The 14,453-nt window shown below is 61.9% G+C and carries 11 protein-coding genes and 1 tRNA gene; 10 read left to right on the top strand and 2 right to left on the bottom strand.

What is annotated here, in order from left to right; translation table 11 throughout:
• The first annotated feature begins 107 nt into the window (after positions 1–107).
• The 5 genes from MKI86_RS22345 (at position 108) to iolG (ending at position 5,879) form a co-directional block, all read left to right on the top strand.
• On the top strand, positions 108–920 hold the full coding sequence (locus MKI86_RS22345) for a TIM barrel protein (RefSeq protein WP_241605485.1): 813 nt from the start codon (positions 108–110) through the stop codon (positions 918–920).
• Positions 921–1,169: 249 nt separating this feature from the next.
• Positions 1,170–2,099, top strand: a complete 930-nt coding sequence (locus MKI86_RS22340) for a sugar ABC transporter substrate-binding protein (RefSeq protein WP_241605483.1) — start codon at positions 1,170–1,172, stop codon at positions 2,097–2,099.
• A gap of 90 nt (positions 2,100–2,189) precedes the next feature.
• Entirely contained in the window at positions 2,190–3,728 is a 1,539-nt protein-coding gene (locus tag MKI86_RS22335) for a sugar ABC transporter ATP-binding protein (protein ID WP_241605481.1), read from the top strand.
• A gap of 32 nt (positions 3,729–3,760) precedes the next feature.
• Positions 3,761–4,780: an ABC transporter permease gene (locus tag MKI86_RS22330; RefSeq protein ID WP_241605479.1), complete on the top strand. Its 1,020-nt coding sequence runs from the start codon at positions 3,761–3,763 to the stop codon at positions 4,778–4,780.
• 106 nt (positions 4,781–4,886) lie between these two features.
• Entirely contained in the window at positions 4,887–5,879 is a 993-nt protein-coding gene (gene iolG, locus MKI86_RS22325; RefSeq protein ID WP_241605477.1) for an inositol 2-dehydrogenase, read from the top strand.
• 61 nt (positions 5,880–5,940) lie between these two features.
• Here the strand turns inward: iolG and MKI86_RS22320 are convergent, their stop codons facing one another.
• Entirely contained in the window at positions 5,941–7,158 is a 1,218-nt protein-coding gene (locus MKI86_RS22320) for an ROK family transcriptional regulator (protein ID WP_241605475.1), read from the bottom strand.
• 242 nt (positions 7,159–7,400) lie between these two features.
• Between MKI86_RS22320 and xylF the strand changes: the two genes are divergently transcribed.
• The 5 genes from xylF (at position 7,401) to MKI86_RS22295 (ending at position 12,611) form a co-directional block, all read left to right on the top strand.
• A complete protein-coding gene (gene xylF, locus MKI86_RS22315; RefSeq protein WP_241605473.1) occupies positions 7,401–8,441 on the top strand; it encodes a D-xylose ABC transporter substrate-binding protein in 1,041 nt (346 codons plus the stop codon).
• A 162-nt stretch (positions 8,442–8,603) separates the two neighbouring features.
• Positions 8,604–9,914 (top strand): sugar ABC transporter permease, encoded by a 1,311-nt coding sequence (locus tag MKI86_RS22310; protein ID WP_241605471.1) that lies wholly within the window; start codon positions 8,604–8,606, stop codon positions 9,912–9,914.
• Between the two features lie 12 nt (positions 9,915–9,926).
• The gene (locus MKI86_RS22305) at positions 9,927–10,712 is read left to right on the top strand and encodes an ATP-binding cassette domain-containing protein (protein WP_241605469.1); all 786 of its coding nucleotides are present in this window, start codon (positions 9,927–9,929) and stop codon (positions 10,710–10,712) included.
• Positions 10,713–10,869: 157 nt separating this feature from the next.
• Positions 10,870–10,946 (top strand) — tRNA-Arg (locus MKI86_RS22300).
• A gap of 204 nt (positions 10,947–11,150) precedes the next feature.
• Entirely contained in the window at positions 11,151–12,611 is a 1,461-nt protein-coding gene (locus tag MKI86_RS22295; RefSeq protein ID WP_241605467.1) for a tyrosine-type recombinase/integrase, read from the top strand.
• An 11-nt stretch (positions 12,612–12,622) separates the two neighbouring features.
• On the opposite strand, the gene MKI86_RS22290 is transcribed toward MKI86_RS22295, so the two are convergent.
• On the bottom strand, positions 12,623–14,275 hold the full coding sequence (locus MKI86_RS22290) for a recombinase family protein (RefSeq protein WP_241605465.1): 1,653 nt from the start codon (positions 14,273–14,275) through the stop codon (positions 12,623–12,625).
• Positions 14,276–14,453 lie beyond the last annotated feature (178 nt).

The following is a 14,453-nucleotide window of genomic DNA, read 5'->3' as shown; positions in this document are numbered from 1 at the left end:
GGCATCATCGCAACAATCCGCTTTGACGCGCCTGACTGACGTGGCGATCATCGTGCGCGCATGCGAGGCCGCCGATCCGCGGCCGCAAAGACCGGAGGAAACCATTCATGCCGCAGCTGACCTTTGCCCTCAACCATATGACCGCTCCATCCCTGCCGCTCGACGCCTTCTTCGCGCTGGCTGCCGATCTCGGGATAAAGGCGGTCGAGATCCGCAACGATCTGCCCGGCAACGCCATTCTCGACGGTACCACGCCCGCCGATGTGAAGGCGGCCGCGCAGCGTCACGGCCTCACCATCATCTCGATCAACGCCCTGCAACGCTTCAACGCGTGGTCGGCCGAACGCGAGGCCAAAGCGCGCGCACTCATCGACTACGCCGAAGCCTGCGCCGCCCGGGCGCTGGTGCTCGTGCCGAAAAACGATGGCACCGGACGAGCCGACGGCGAACGGCAGACCAATCTGATGGCGGCCCTGACAGCCCTGAAGCCGCTACTGGATAAGGCCGGCATCATCGGGCTCGTCGAACCGCTCGGTTTCGAAATCTGCTCGCTTCGCTCCAAGCGGGAAGCGGCAGAGGCGATCCGATCCGTCGGCGGCGAAGGCACCTTCCGCCTCGTGCACGACACGTTCCATCACCACCTTGCCGGTGAGCCCGAGCTTTTTGCCGACCTGACGGGGCTTATCCACATCTCGGGCGTCGAGGACAGCGGTATTGCCATCGGCGATCTGCGCGACAGTCACAGGGTGTTGGTCGGCCCCGGCGACACTCTGGGCAATGTCGAGCAGATCAAAGCGCTGATTGCCGCCGGGTATGCCGGGCCGCTGTCGTTCGAACCCTTCGCATCCGTCGTACACGATCTGCCCGACCCGAAGACCGCGATAGCCGGGAGCATTGCTTTCCTTCGCGAAACCGTCTGACCGGACAAGGCGGGCCGTAAGACACGGCGCTGCTTTTCACCACCCCTCATGCCGATCCCGGGACTGCGATGGAACAGACTTGACGCCACGCCCACAAAATGGAATAAACATTCCGAAGTTTGAAATTCGCGGTTTGTTTATTCTGTTTTGATCCTTGCGTCCCGGGAGGAGCAAAGGTCATAGGCCTGCAAGGCCGACCATCCGGATATGTCTGTGGTGCACCGGACACCACCTTGAGGAGGATACGACATGAAAAAATTCATCCTTGGCTCGGCACTCGCCGTCATGATGTCCACCGCCGCCCATGCCGAAACGATCGGCGTGACGATGGCGCAGTTCGACGACAACTTCCTGACTGTTCTGCGCAACGGTATGTCCGACTACGCCAAGACGATGGACGGCGTCCAGCTGCAGATCGAGGACGCGCAGAACGACGTCGCCAAGCAGCAGAGCCAGATCCAGAACTTCATCGCGTCCGGCGTGGATGCCATCATCGTGACCGCGGTCGACACCGATGCGACCGCTGCCATGTCGAAGGCCGCTGCCGATGCGGGTATTCCGCTCGTCTACGTCAACCGCGAGCCGGTCAATGTCGATCAGCTTCCCGAAAAGCAGGCCTTCGTGGCCTCCGAGGAAACCGTAGCCGGCACGCTGGAGACACAGGAAGTCTGCCGCCTGCTCAACGGCAAGGGCAAGGCCGTCGTCATGATGGGTGAACTTTCCAACCAGGGCGCACGCATGCGCACCAAGGCCGTCCATGACGTTCTCGCCACCGACGAATGCAAGGGCATCGAGATTGTCGAGGAGCAGACCGCCAACTGGCAGCGCACGCAGGGCCAGGATCTCGTGACCAACTGGCTGGCTGCCGGCGTCGAGTTCGACGCCGTGATCGCCAACAACGACGAGATGGCCATCGGCGCGGCGCAGGCACTCAAGGCCGCCGGCCGTTCGATGGACAGCGTCGTGATCGCAGGCGTCGATGCCACCCAGGACGCGCTTGCCGCCATGGCGGCCGGCGATCTTGACGTCACCGTCTTCCAGGACGCGGCCGGCCAGGGCAAGGGTGCACTCGACGCGGCAATCAAGCTTGCCAAGGGCGAGAAGGTCGAGGCGAAGGTCTACATTCCCTTCCAGCTCGTGAACCCGGCCAACATCGCCGACTACCAGCAGAAGAACTGATCGAGCAGGGCATCGAAAGCCTATGACAGGGAGGGCCGCGCCTTCGCGCGCGGTTCTCCGGTTTCAGGTCGATCCGGGAGGGAGAGGACGATGGTCAGTCCGACCACCATGGCCGCGGTTCGTGCAAGCGGCGCCATTCCGAATGCTGAATACCTGCTCTCCGCAGAGGGCATCCGCAAGGAATTTCCGGGTGTCGTCGCGCTCGACGACGTCCAGTTCAAGCTCAAGCGTGGCTCGGTGCATGCGCTGATGGGCGAAAACGGCGCAGGCAAGTCCACGCTGATGAAGATCCTCGCCGGCATCTACACGCCCGACCAGGGCGAGGTGCTGCTCAAGGGCCAGAAGATCCGACTGCAATCGCCGCTCGACGCGTTGGAGAACGGCATCGCCATGATCCATCAGGAACTCAACCTGATGCCCTTCATGACGGTGGCTGAAAACATCTGGATCCGCCGCGAGCCGAAGAACCGCTTCGGCTTCGTCAATCACGGTGAGATGAACCGCAAGACGGCCGCGCTCTTCAACCGCCTCAACATTACCATGGACCCGCAAACGCAGGTTCGCGACCTCTCGGTCGCCAATCGCCAGATGGTGGAGATCGCCAAGGCCGTTTCCTACGAAAGCGATGTCCTCATCATGGACGAGCCGACTTCCGCGCTGACCGAGCGCGAGGTGGCCCACCTCTTCACGATCATCCGCGACCTGCGCGCACAGGGCATCGGCATCGTCTACATCACGCACAAGATGAACGAGCTGTTCGAGATCGCCGACGAGTTCTCGGTATTTCGCGACGGCAAGTACATCGGCACGCATGCCTCCAGCGACGTGACGCGCGACGACATCATCCGCATGATGGTGGGCCGCGAGATCACGCAGATGTTCCCCAAGGAAGAGGTGCCGATCGGCGACGTCGTCCTGTCAGTGAAGGAGTTGAGCCTCAAGGGCGTCTTCCACGACGTGTCCTTCGATGTGCGCGCCGGCGAGATCCTCGGCATTGCCGGGCTCGTGGGCTCCGGCCGCTCGAATGTGGCCGAGGCGATCTTCGGCGTCACGCCGGCAACGTCGGGCACGATTTCGATCAATGGCAAAGAAGTCGATATCGACAGCGCGAACACGGCGATCAGGCACCGCATGGCGTTTCTGACGGAAGACCGCAAGGACACGGGCTGCCTTCTGATCCTCGATATCCTCGAGAACATGCAGATCGCCGTTCTCCAGGACCGGTTCGTCAAGGGCGGGTTCGTTTCCGAACGCGCGCTGACGAAGGTCTGCGAGGAGATGAGCAGCAAGCTGCGGGTCAAGACGCCGAACCTTTCGGAGCGCATCGAGAACCTGTCGGGCGGCAACCAGCAGAAGGTGCTGATCGGCCGCTGGCTCCTCACCAATCCGCGCATCCTCATTCTCGATGAGCCGACACGCGGCATCGATGTCGGCGCCAAGGCGGAAATCCACCGCTTCGTGACCGAACTCGCGCGCGATGGCGTCGCCGTCATCATGATCTCGTCGGAAATGCCGGAGGTCCTCGGCATGAGTGACCGCATCATGGTCATGCACGAGGGGCGCGTCACGGGCTTCCTCGATCGCGCGGAGGCGACGCAGGTCAAGGTCATGGAACTGGCAGCCCAGTAAATTCAGGCCCAACGGCCACCAGGGAGGTAATCATGAGCACGAATTCCGCAGCGCAGGCGCAGGCCGCAGCGCAGAAATCTGCCCGCCGGCTCCCGCCGGAACTCAACATCTTTCTCGTCCTCATCGGCATCGCGCTGGTCTATGAAGTCCTCGGCTGGATCTTCGTCGGCCAGAGCTTCCTGATGAACACGCAGCGCCTGACGATCATCATCCTTCAGGTCGCCGTCATCGGCATCATCGCCGTCGGCGTGACGCAGGTCATCATCACCGGCGGCATCGACCTGTCCTCGGGCTCGGTGGTCGGCATGACGGCAATGTTCAGCGCCTCCCTCGCCCAGGCCTCGACGTGGCCGCGCGCCCTCTATCCCTCGCTGACCGACCTGCCGGTCATCGTGCCGCTCGCGGTCGGCATCGGCGTCGGCCTGCTGGCCGGCTTCATCAACGGCCAGCTGATCGCCAAGACCAAGATCCCGCCCTTCATCGCGACCCTCGGCATGATGGTGTCGGCGCGCGGCATTTCGAAGTGGTACACCAAGGGGCAGCCGGTCTCGGGCCTCACCGAACAGTTCAGCTTCATCGGCACCGGCATCTGGCCCGTCGTCATCTTCCTCGTCGTCGCGGTGATCTTCCACATCGCGCTGCGCTATACGCGCTACGGCAAGTTCACCTATGCCATCGGCGCCAATGTGCAGGCCGCGCGCGTCTCCGGCATCAATGTCGAATCGCATCTCGTGAAGGTCTATGCCATCGCCGGCGCGCTGGCCGGCCTTGCCGGCGTCGTCACCGCGGCCCGTGCCCAGACGGCTCAGGCCGGCATGGGCGTGATGTACGAACTCGATGCCATCGCGGCCGCCGTCATCGGCGGCACCTCGCTTGCCGGCGGCGTCGGACGCATCACCGGCACGGTCATCGGCACCGTCATCCTCGGCGTCATGACCTCGGGCTTTACCTTCCTGCGCGTCGACGCCTACTATCAGGAAATCGTCAAAGGGGTGATCATCGTCGCCGCCGTCGTCGTCGACGTCTACAGACAGAAGAAGCGCAAGACGTAATTTTAGGCAGTAAGCAGCAGGCGATGGAAATGCCTCTCGACCAGCAACCCGCTATTCCCTACCGCCTTAACTCCTACCGCCTATCTCCAAAATCAAAGAGGACAACATGACTGTAAGATTTGGTCTCCTCGGCGCCGGCCGCATCGGCAAGGTCCATGCCAAGGCCGTGACCGGCAACCCGGACGCCAGGCTGGTCGCGGTCGCCGATGCCTTTCCGGCGGCAGCCGAGGCGATCGCCCAGCAATACGGCTGTGACGTGCGCACGATCGAGGCCATCGAGGCGGCGAGCGACATCGATGCGGTGGTGATCTGCACCCCGACCGATACCCATGCGGACCTTATCGAGCGCTTCTCGCGCGCCGGCAAGGCGATCTTCTGCGAAAAGCCGATCGATCTCTCGGTGGAGCGCGTCAGGGACTGCATGAAAGTGGTCGAGGAGACCAAGGGCAAGCTCATGGTCGGCTTCAACCGCCGCTTCGACCCGCATTTCATGGCGGTGCGCAAGGCCATCGACGACGGCCGCATCGGCGATGTGGAGATGGTGACGATAACCTCGCGCGACCCCGGCGCCCCGCCGGTGGATTATATCAAGCGTTCGGGCGGTATCTTCCGCGACATGACGATCCACGATTTCGACATGGCGCGCTTCCTGCTGGGCGAAGAAGTGGCAACGGTTTCGGCAACCGCCGCCGTGCTGGTCGATCCTGAAATCGGTAAGGCCGGCGATTATGACAGCGTCTCCGTAATCCTCCAGACGAAGTCCGGCAGGCAGGCCATCATCTCCAATTCTCGCCGCGCCACCTACGGCTACGACCAGCGCATCGAGGTGCACGGCTCCAAGGGCGTCGTCTCGGCGGAAAACCAGCGCCCGGTCTCCATCGAGATCGCCAATGGCGAAGGGTATACCCGCCCGCCGCTGCACGACTTCTTCATGACCCGCTACACGGAAGCCTATGCCAACGAGATCGCGAGCTTCATTGCCGCAATCGAGAAGGGTGCCACCATCACGCCTTCCGGCGCCGATGGTCTTGCGGCCCTGCTGCTCGCCGATGCCGCCGTGAAATCCGTGGAAGAGAAACGGCAGATCGCCGTCGCCTGACGGCCATCTCCTCCCAAGCAACTGGCCGGGCGCTTCGTCGTCCGGCCTTTTTTGTTCGGCGTCATTGCGCAGCCTTCGCCGCGATGATGTCGTGATCCATCTCCGCCAGCGCGCGGGCGAGATGTCCTTCCAGCACCAGCGTCGCCTCCTCCGGCACAACGGAAATCGGCGGCGCGCCGAAAAGGCGGACCTGCTGCGATTGCAAAAGGCCCTCCTCCATGCCGCGCTGCATGAGATCGAAATAGCGCGTGCCCGGTCCGGTGATAGCGATCGGCATGGTCTCATACAGGCTCACCATGCGCGACAGCCCCTGCCCCAGCGCAAGACCCGCCTGGCGGAAGGCGTATTCCGACATGCGATGGCCCTGGCGCGCCCTGAGCGCGATCTTGTCCATTTCCGCAAGCGGCACGAATTTGGCAGGTATGGTATCCGGCGGCACTTCGAACGCGGTGCGCAGGATGCCGTAAAAACCCGCCGAGGCCTCGATGCAGCCCTGCGCGCCGCACCGGCAGAGCTTGCCGTCCGCCGAGTTGAGCATATGGCCGAAATTCGGCGCCGTGACGGTCAGTTCGCCCATACGATCGAAACGCGCGATGCCAAGTCCGATGCTGTGCCCGAGAGACAAAGCGGCCACTGCATGCAGATCGTTCATGCGCGCCTTTTCCATGCGCGAGGCCATGGCATGGGCCACCAGCAGCGTTTCGTTGCTGAGCAGGATCTTGGCCCGCCAGGCCGGCTGAAGCAAGCCTGCAAAATCGACCTGCTCCGCCCCGAAGACCGGCGACCAGACGAGCCGCGCCGATGCAGAATCGACCAGCCCCTTGCTGCTGATGGAAACGACCAGCACATCGTCGTGCCGGATTTGCGACCGTTCCACCAGCCTTTCAAGCGCAGCAACAAAGGCGGCCGCGAACGGCTCGGTCGAAACATCCGCATGGTTGCGCGGCTCCTCGAAACGGTCGAGCAATGTGCCGCCGTAATCGGCCAGCGAATATTGCACCATGTCGGAAGAGATGCGCACAGCAATGAGGTAGCCCGCCTCGCGCCGCTGCCCGAAGATGACGCGGGGACGTCCGCGCGTTGCCGCAGCCTGCTGCTCGCGGCGTTCCAGAACGTCCGCCTTCTCCAATTCCGCAGTGATGGCGGAGACGGTGGCGGATGCCAGGCCGGTATGCTGGGAAATGTCGGTATGGGCGAGCGGGCCATGCCGGCGAAGCGATGCCAGAACGAGCGCGCTGTTTTGCTGACGCACAAGCTCCGTGCTCGATTTTGTCAGCATCTTCCGATTCCATTCGCTCTTTCAGGCGGCAACACATGCTCCTCCCAAAGCATCTGTCACGCTGTCATTCAAGGCTTCACGCCCTGGTTGACAGCCTGGAAAACTTCTGACATTTATTTTCTCGACTGTCGAGAAAAAAGTCCCGGCATGATCGGGAGGGGCATCGAGGCAGTATTATCGTGACCGGTTGTTGATGGGGCGGGAGGTTCGCCCGGCGACCGGCGTTCACTTGGGAGGATATTATGAAGTCCGTTTTGAAGCTGATGGCAGGGGCTGCCATCATCGTTTCCATGCATTCCGCTGTTCACGCCAAGGACCTCGTGGTCGGCGTTTCCTGGTCCAACTTCCAGGAAGAGCGCTGGAAAACCGACGAAGCCGCCATCAAGGCCGCTCTCGAAGCAACCGGCGACAAATACATTTCCGCTGACGCCCAGTCGTCGGCAGCCAAGCAGCTGACCGACGTCGAGTCGCTGATCGCCCAGGGCGCCAACGCCATCATCGTGCTCGCCCAGGACAGCGACGCCATCGGCCCGGCCATCGAGAAGGCCGCGGCGGAAGGCATCCCGGTCGTCGGTTACGACCGCCTGATCGAGAACCCCTCGGCCTTCTACATCACCTTCGACAACAAGGAAGTTGGCCGCATGCAGGCCCGCGAAGTGTTCAAGGTGAAGCCGGAAGGCAACTACGTCTTCATCAAGGGCAACTCGGCCGACCCGAATGCCGACTTCCTCTTCGCCGGTCAGCAGGAAGTGCTGAAGGAAGCGATGGATGCCGGCAAGATCAAGAATGTCGGTGAAGCCTACACCGATGGCTGGAAGCCGGAAAATGCCCAGAAGAACATGGAGCAGTTCCTGACGGCGAACGACAACAAGGTCGACGCGGTCGTCGCCTCGAACGACGGCACGGCCGGTGGTGCGATTGCCGCACTCGCAGCTCAGGGCCTCGCCGGTTCCGTTCCGGTCTCCGGCCAGGATGCCGACCACGCAGCGCTCAACCGCGTTGCGCTCGGTACGCAGACGGTCTCCGTCTGGAAGGACTCGCGTGAACTCGGCAAGCGCGCTGCGGAAATCGCAGCCCAGCTCGCCGGCGGCAAGACCATGGACGAAATCGAGGGCGTCACGACCTTCAACGGCGGCCCGAAGGGCGTCGAGATGAAGTCTGTCTTCCTTGCACCGCTGCCCATCACCAAGGACAACCTGAACGTCGTCATCGACGCGGGCTGGATCTCCAAGGAAGCAGCCTGCCAGGGCGTTGCCGCCGGCTCCGTCGCGGCCTGCAACTGACCGCCCGCATCCGGGCAATACGCTGACCATCGACCAGGCGCCGCGACACCACGTTGCGGCGCCTGTTCAAAATGGGCAGCAGGCGCGGGACGACACGGCAATCGATCCTTGAAAAACCGCCCGGACGGATACGTTCAACAGACATGAGGGAACGGCAAAGCCATGGCCGACATCACCAATACCGCAGCCAATCGCGCGCGATCGGCAAGCGAGAACCCGGTGAAGCGCTTTTTTCGCGCCACCGAAATCGACACGCGCCTGCTTGGCATGGTCGGTGCCCTGCTGATCATCTGGATCGGCTTCAACATTCTGTCGGGCGGCCTGTTCCTGACACCGCGCAACCTGTGGAACCTCTCCGTTCAGACCGCGTCCGTCGCCGTCATGGCGACAGGCATGGTGCTGGTCATCGTCACCCGCAATATCGACCTGTCAGTCGGCTCCATCCTCGGTTTCGTCGGCATGATCATGGGTGTGTTGCAGGCTGAAATCCTGCCGCAGATCCTGGGCTTCAACCACCCTGTCACCTGGATCCTCGCGCTGCTCGCAGGCCTCCTGCTGGGCGCCGCCATCGGCGCGCTGCACGGCGCGATCATCGCCTTCCTCAACGTTCCCTCCTTCATCGTCACGCTCGGTGGCCTTCTCGTCTGGCGCGGCGCCACCTGGTTCGTCACCAGCGGCCGCACGGTCGCGCCCATGGACGCGACCTTCCGCCTGATGGGCGGCGGCACCGAAGGTTCGATCGGCGCGACGGCGAGCTGGATCGTCGGCGCCCTCGCCTGCATCGCAATCATTGCCACCATCGTCAATTCGCGCAAGCAGCGCCAGCGCTTCGGCTTCCCGCAGCGGCCGATGTGGGCGGAGTATTTCCTCACCGCCGTCGGTTGCGCGCTCGTGCTCGGCGCCATCGGCGTGGTCAACAGCTACCCCTGGCCGGTCGCCATCGCCCGCAAATATGCCGACGCCAACGGCATCGCCTGGCCGGACGGCGGCCTGTTCATTCCGCACGGCATCGCCATTCCCGTGCTGATCGCCATCGTCGTCGGCATCGTCATGACCTTCATCGCCACGCGCTTGCGCTTCGGTCGCTATGTCTTCGCACTCGGCGGCAACCCCGAGGCCGCCGAGCTCGCCGGCATCAAGACCCGCTGGGTAACGGTCAAGATCTTCGCGCTGATGGGTATGCTCTGCGCCATCGCCGCCGCCATCTCCACCGCCCGCCTCAATGCCGCCACCAACGCACAGGGCGAGCTCGACGAGCTCTACACGATCGCGGCTGCCGTGATCGGCGGCACGTCGCTTGCCGGCGGCATGGGCACAATCGCCGGCGCCATGCTCGGCGCCCTCGTCATGCAATCGCTGCAATCGGGCATGGTGCTGGTCGGCATCGACACCCCGTTCCAGCGCATCGTGGTCGGTATGGTCCTCGTCGTCGCCGTCTGGCTCGACACGGTCTACCGCGCCCGCGCCAAGTAAGGAGCCGCACCAATGACGGACACTCGTACGCCCCTCGTGGAGATGAAGAACATCTCCATTTCCTTCGGCGGCATCCACGCCGTCGACAATGCCTCCATCGACCTCTATCCCGGCGAGGTCGTGGCGCTGCTCGGTCACAACGGCGCCGGCAAGTCGACGCTCATCAAGATTCTCTCCGGCGCCTACAAGCGCGACAGCGGCGAGATCCTGATCAACGGCGAGCCGGCCGATATCAACAACCCGCGTGACGCCAAGAAATACGGCATCGAGACGATCTACCAGACGCTCGCCGTCGCCGACAATGTCGATGCGGCCGCCAACCTCTATCTCGGCCGCGAGCTGCGCACCCCCTGGGGCACGCTGGACGACGTGGCAATGGAGGCCAAGACGCGCGAGGTGATGGGCCGGCTGAACCCGAACTTCCAGCGCTTCAAGGAGCCGGTGAAGGCGCTGTCCGGCGGCCAGCGCCAGTCGGTGGCGATTGCGCGCGCAATCCTTTTCAATGCCCGCATTCTCATCATGGATGAGCCGACGGCCGCACTTGGCCCCCAGGAGACGGCGCAGGTGGGCGAGCTGATCAAGCAGCTGAAAAAGGAGGGAATCGGCATCTTCTTGATCAGCCACGACATCCACGACGTCTTCGACCTCGCCGACCGCGTCTCGGTGATGAAGAACGGTCAGGTCGTCGGCCACGCGCGCACAGAGGATGTCACCAAGGACGAGGTGCTCGGCATGATCATCCTCGGCAAGGTGCCGGAAAAGGCCATCCCCGGCCCCGGCGCCATGCAGACCACCTGATCCTTACGCCAAAAACGGAAGCCGCCATCCCCGGCGGCTTCCCCCCGGCCAGCACAGTCCGCCCATCAGATCGCCTTTTCTCCAATTTCCCGATTGAAGCCCGCCCCCACCTGAGCTAAGAACCCTTCATCGGACAGGCGATTCATCGCCGTGGGATGCACCCGTAGCTCAGCTGGATAGAGTGTTGGATTCCGATTCCAAAGGTCACAGGTTCGAATCCTGTCGGGTGCGCCACCGAACTTCTTGAAATCATTGATTTATCAGTTTTGTCTTGTCCTCGTACGGGCTGGAAATAAGCTAGCTCAGTCCTAGCCCAGTAGCGCATGCGCTTGGGAATTCTTCAATGATTTCAAGGTAGCCTTCCGGAGCTTGGACACGTCGCTAGCGCAGTTTCAGCGCAGCGCACCGACCATAGCAACTCGAAAGGTGCCCCACGTTATGCTGCAAAGCCCGGCCTCAACGAAGAAGACCCCATTCGCGCTTTTCCAACGGGAAGGCACGCAGAATTGGTCGATGCGATATTCGCTTGGCGGCAAGCAATACAAAAAGACGCTCGGAACCGCTAACGAGGAAGAGGCGATACAACGCGCCTACGAAATCTGGCACGAGCAGAGCTTTCGCAACAAGCAAGGCCTTTCGCTGGATAGCCGCTCCTTTGTCGAGGTGGCGGAAGAGTTCATCGAAAAGGTCGTGGCAGAGGCTGAGCGCGATGAACGCAGCAAATATCACCCGATTTATTGGCCACCGATCATTCGCCGTTTCCCTGTCGGTTACTTCGGAGACCGCGCCATCGAGACGATCACCACCGCCGACATCGAACGATATCTGGAATGGCGGAAGACCTATTGGACGGCCGGCCCCGGCATTCACATTCAGAAAATCCGATGCGAACGCGAAGATGGCAGGGTCTTCATTCGCCCTGCACCGCGGAAGGTCGCAGCCTTGAGCACGGTCAAGGGCGAGATGGTCATCATCCGTGAGCTATTCGAGCAAGCGGCTAAGTGGGGCTATTGCAAGCCGATCATCATCCCGGCCGTCAGAGCAAAGAAGAAACCCGACACACGCCGTCCCGGGTTCGCACCGGAGGAATATGAACGTCTACTCGGCAAGAGCTTGGAGCGGATCAGTGAGCCTCAGCAATCGGTGAGGCTCATCAAGGCGAAAGACGGGCGGGTCTGGACGCAAAGCACGCTCACCAGCCGCGTGCGCTCAGATCGCGTTCGTCTGCACGCCTATATAGAGTTCATGGCTAGTTCGGGTCTGCGCCCCACTGAGGCGAAAAACCTCAAATGGAGCAACATCCTCCGCTACCGCGATACGAAAGACCTTCCCCTCTTCCAACAGGATGCCCGGCTACAGGTCCACGGAAAAAGCAAGCATGGCGATGCCGTGCCACTGCATGGTGCGATCCAGGCGCTTCATATGTTGTGGAACGTCTTCGTTAGCGAGGTCGGCCGCGAGCCCGCAGATGACGATCCTGTCTTCGCGGATGCAAGCGGCAAGCCCATCCTGTCGTTCCAGCGCGGCTTGAACGCGTTGCTCAAGGCGGCAGACTTGGAATACGACAACCGAGGCGTCAAACGAACTGCCTATTCATTCCGGCATTTCTACATCTCGCAGATGCTTGCGAACAATGTCTCGATCCACCACGTCGCCCGCAACACCCGCACCTCGATTTCGATGATCGACAAGCACTATGCCCAGGTCAACACCGAGCAGATCAAAGACTTCCTTCGCCCCGGCGAGGAGGGCTTGATGAAGGAACCGAAGCTGCTTGATGACGAGACCTACGACGAAATCGCTTTGTTGGAAAAACGCTTAGCCGAGTTGAAAGCCGGGGCGACCACCGAGCGCACCGCTGACAAACTATCGCAAAGATACAGCGGGCGGCGCGCATAGTACCAACCGCATCAAGCGGCTCTCGTTATCGTGACTGGCATCGCGCACCACTTTTGATGTCGATGGGAGGCTCGACAATCGGTAAATTGATGTACGACGATGCCGTTTTCCACGATCAGCGTCGTTGAGCAATCGCCGCTGTCAAAGCTGATTTCGGTGATGATCTCCCTTATCGCGGCATGTGCCTCCGAGCGAAGATCATAACGGGCAGCGTCGTCGGCTTGCTCCCACGCGTTTCGCAACCTGCCGATCCGGTCGCATGTTTCCATGGCGCTATCGTGCCGAATTGACCGGCGCTGGCGTTCTGCCTGCTGGTGCCGTAGCTCGGCTTCGACGGCCTTCCGTTCGCTTTGCCGGGCCTTCAGCAAATCGACCACGGCATCTGGCGGTGCGGTATCATCCTCGACTATCTGCGCTAGCCGTTGCTCCTTCCGTCGAAGCTCCTCCAGTTGCAGCGACAGACCGGCGATGGTCTCATCAAGCTCCCGCACGGTGTCATCGAAGCGTGCCGTTTGCAGCGTCTCCGCGAGATTGATTTCCGTGACGTGATCAAGGATAGCCGCCTCCAGCGGCTCATATCGGAAGTGCCGGTTGCCATCGACACAGCGATGGCCACGCACATAGTTCGCGCAGACGAGATAGCGGCCGTTTTCGTTGCCTTTGACCCGGCTTATCTTCATCGTCATCGGCCCGCCGCAATGGGCGCAATGGCAAAGCCCGGTGAAGAGATTGGCGAATGTACTGCCCTTGCGTCCGGGTTTGCCCGGATTGCTTCGCATCGCCTGCACGCGAAGGAACAAATCCTTGTCGATGGCGGCGGGGAAATAGTCGGTGATGGGATCGCCATCCGGCACACGCTTGCCTTCAACGATCCTATGCGGCTGGAATGTGCCGATGACATCTTGCCGGGCGAGCAGCGCCTTGATGACGCTCTGATACCATCCGTCCTTGCTCTTGAAGGCTGGAACGCCATCCGCGTTGAGCTTTCGTGCTATCACCGTCGCACCGAGCCCTCGCGTTGCCATCTCGTAGATCGTCTTCACCGTCTCCGCATGATGGTTCAACGTGAACTCATAACGGCTCGCATCGATCCGCTTCGCGTCGATCCAGCCGGGCGTGATGCTGGTGATATGCCCCTTGCCTTCGCGGGCCAGTTCCCGTTTCCGTTTTGCGACCGCGCTGATGCGCTCGCTTTTCGTCTGGCTCTCTTCGTGGCCGCGCGACATAACCGCAAGCCCGATGATGAGCTTGGTCCAGTCACCGTTGAGCCGGTCGCGGCTGTAAATCTGCCGATCCTCACCCAGCGTCACGATGACGATGCCGGCATTGATGATCGCCATGAACAGCGTCAACGCATCCGGCACGGCTTCCCTTGACAACCGGTCGAGGCTTTCGATCAGCAGATAACTGCCCCTGGGAATTTGTCCGCTCTCGACCATCGCCAAGAACCGGCCGAGCGCGCCGGTCTTGAAGTTTCTTCCCTTCCATGCGCTGACGCCCAGATCCTGCAAGCTGTCGTCCAGAAGCAGAGAGTGTTCGTCCGCAAACGCCTTCGACCGCTCAAGCTGCCGGCGCAGGCTGTCACCGCGAAGCTGCTTGCGGGTGCTCATACGGACGTAGGAATACGCCCGGATCGGAAATGCATTGCTGTCTTCGGTGTCCATGCCGGCCTCCTCACGTTGCGATCCGCTAACATGAGGTCTTCGGACGGGCGAGCGTGAGGGGTTGGGTGCAAATGTCTGTGCCGGCGTGCGGGTGCGGCTTGCACGGTAAAACGGCGCAAATCGCCATCGATTCGAGTACATGGTAGCTCAACCTGAGCGATTAAAGAACCGTTAATTC

Source organism: Shinella sedimenti (assembly GCF_022601905.1).
In the GTDB taxonomy this organism is placed as follows: Bacteria; Pseudomonadota; Alphaproteobacteria; order Rhizobiales; family Rhizobiaceae; genus Shinella; species Shinella sedimenti.
Note: the sequence above shows the minus strand (reverse complement) of the source record. Positions and strands in the feature narration are given on the sequence as shown.

What these genes read in the sequence shown, in the direction of transcription:
- MKI86_RS22345 (WP_241605485.1), top strand. Translation starts at nt 108, where the DNA reads ATGCCGCAGCTGACCTTTGCCCTCAACCATATGACCGCTCCATCCCTG.
- MKI86_RS22340 (WP_241605483.1), top strand. Translation starts at nt 1,170, where the DNA reads ATGAAAAAATTCATCCTTGGCTCGGCACTCGCCGTCATGATGTCCACC.
- MKI86_RS22335 (WP_241605481.1), top strand. Translation starts at nt 2,190, where the DNA reads ATGGTCAGTCCGACCACCATGGCCGCGGTTCGTGCAAGCGGCGCCATT.
- MKI86_RS22330 (WP_241605479.1), top strand. Translation starts at nt 3,761, where the DNA reads ATGAGCACGAATTCCGCAGCGCAGGCGCAGGCCGCAGCGCAGAAATCT.
- iolG (WP_241605477.1), top strand. Translation starts at nt 4,887, where the DNA reads ATGACTGTAAGATTTGGTCTCCTCGGCGCCGGCCGCATCGGCAAGGTC.
- MKI86_RS22320 (WP_241605475.1), bottom strand. Translation starts at nt 7,158, where the DNA reads ATGCTGACAAAATCGAGCACGGAGCTTGTGCGTCAGCAAAACAGCGCG.
- xylF (WP_241605473.1), top strand. Translation starts at nt 7,401, where the DNA reads ATGAAGTCCGTTTTGAAGCTGATGGCAGGGGCTGCCATCATCGTTTCC.
- MKI86_RS22310 (WP_241605471.1), top strand. Translation starts at nt 8,604, where the DNA reads ATGGCCGACATCACCAATACCGCAGCCAATCGCGCGCGATCGGCAAGC.
- MKI86_RS22305 (WP_241605469.1), top strand. Translation starts at nt 9,927, where the DNA reads ATGACGGACACTCGTACGCCCCTCGTGGAGATGAAGAACATCTCCATT.
- MKI86_RS22295 (WP_241605467.1), top strand. Translation starts at nt 11,151, where the DNA reads ATGCTGCAAAGCCCGGCCTCAACGAAGAAGACCCCATTCGCGCTTTTC.
- MKI86_RS22290 (WP_241605465.1), bottom strand. Translation starts at nt 14,275, where the DNA reads ATGGACACCGAAGACAGCAATGCATTTCCGATCCGGGCGTATTCCTAC.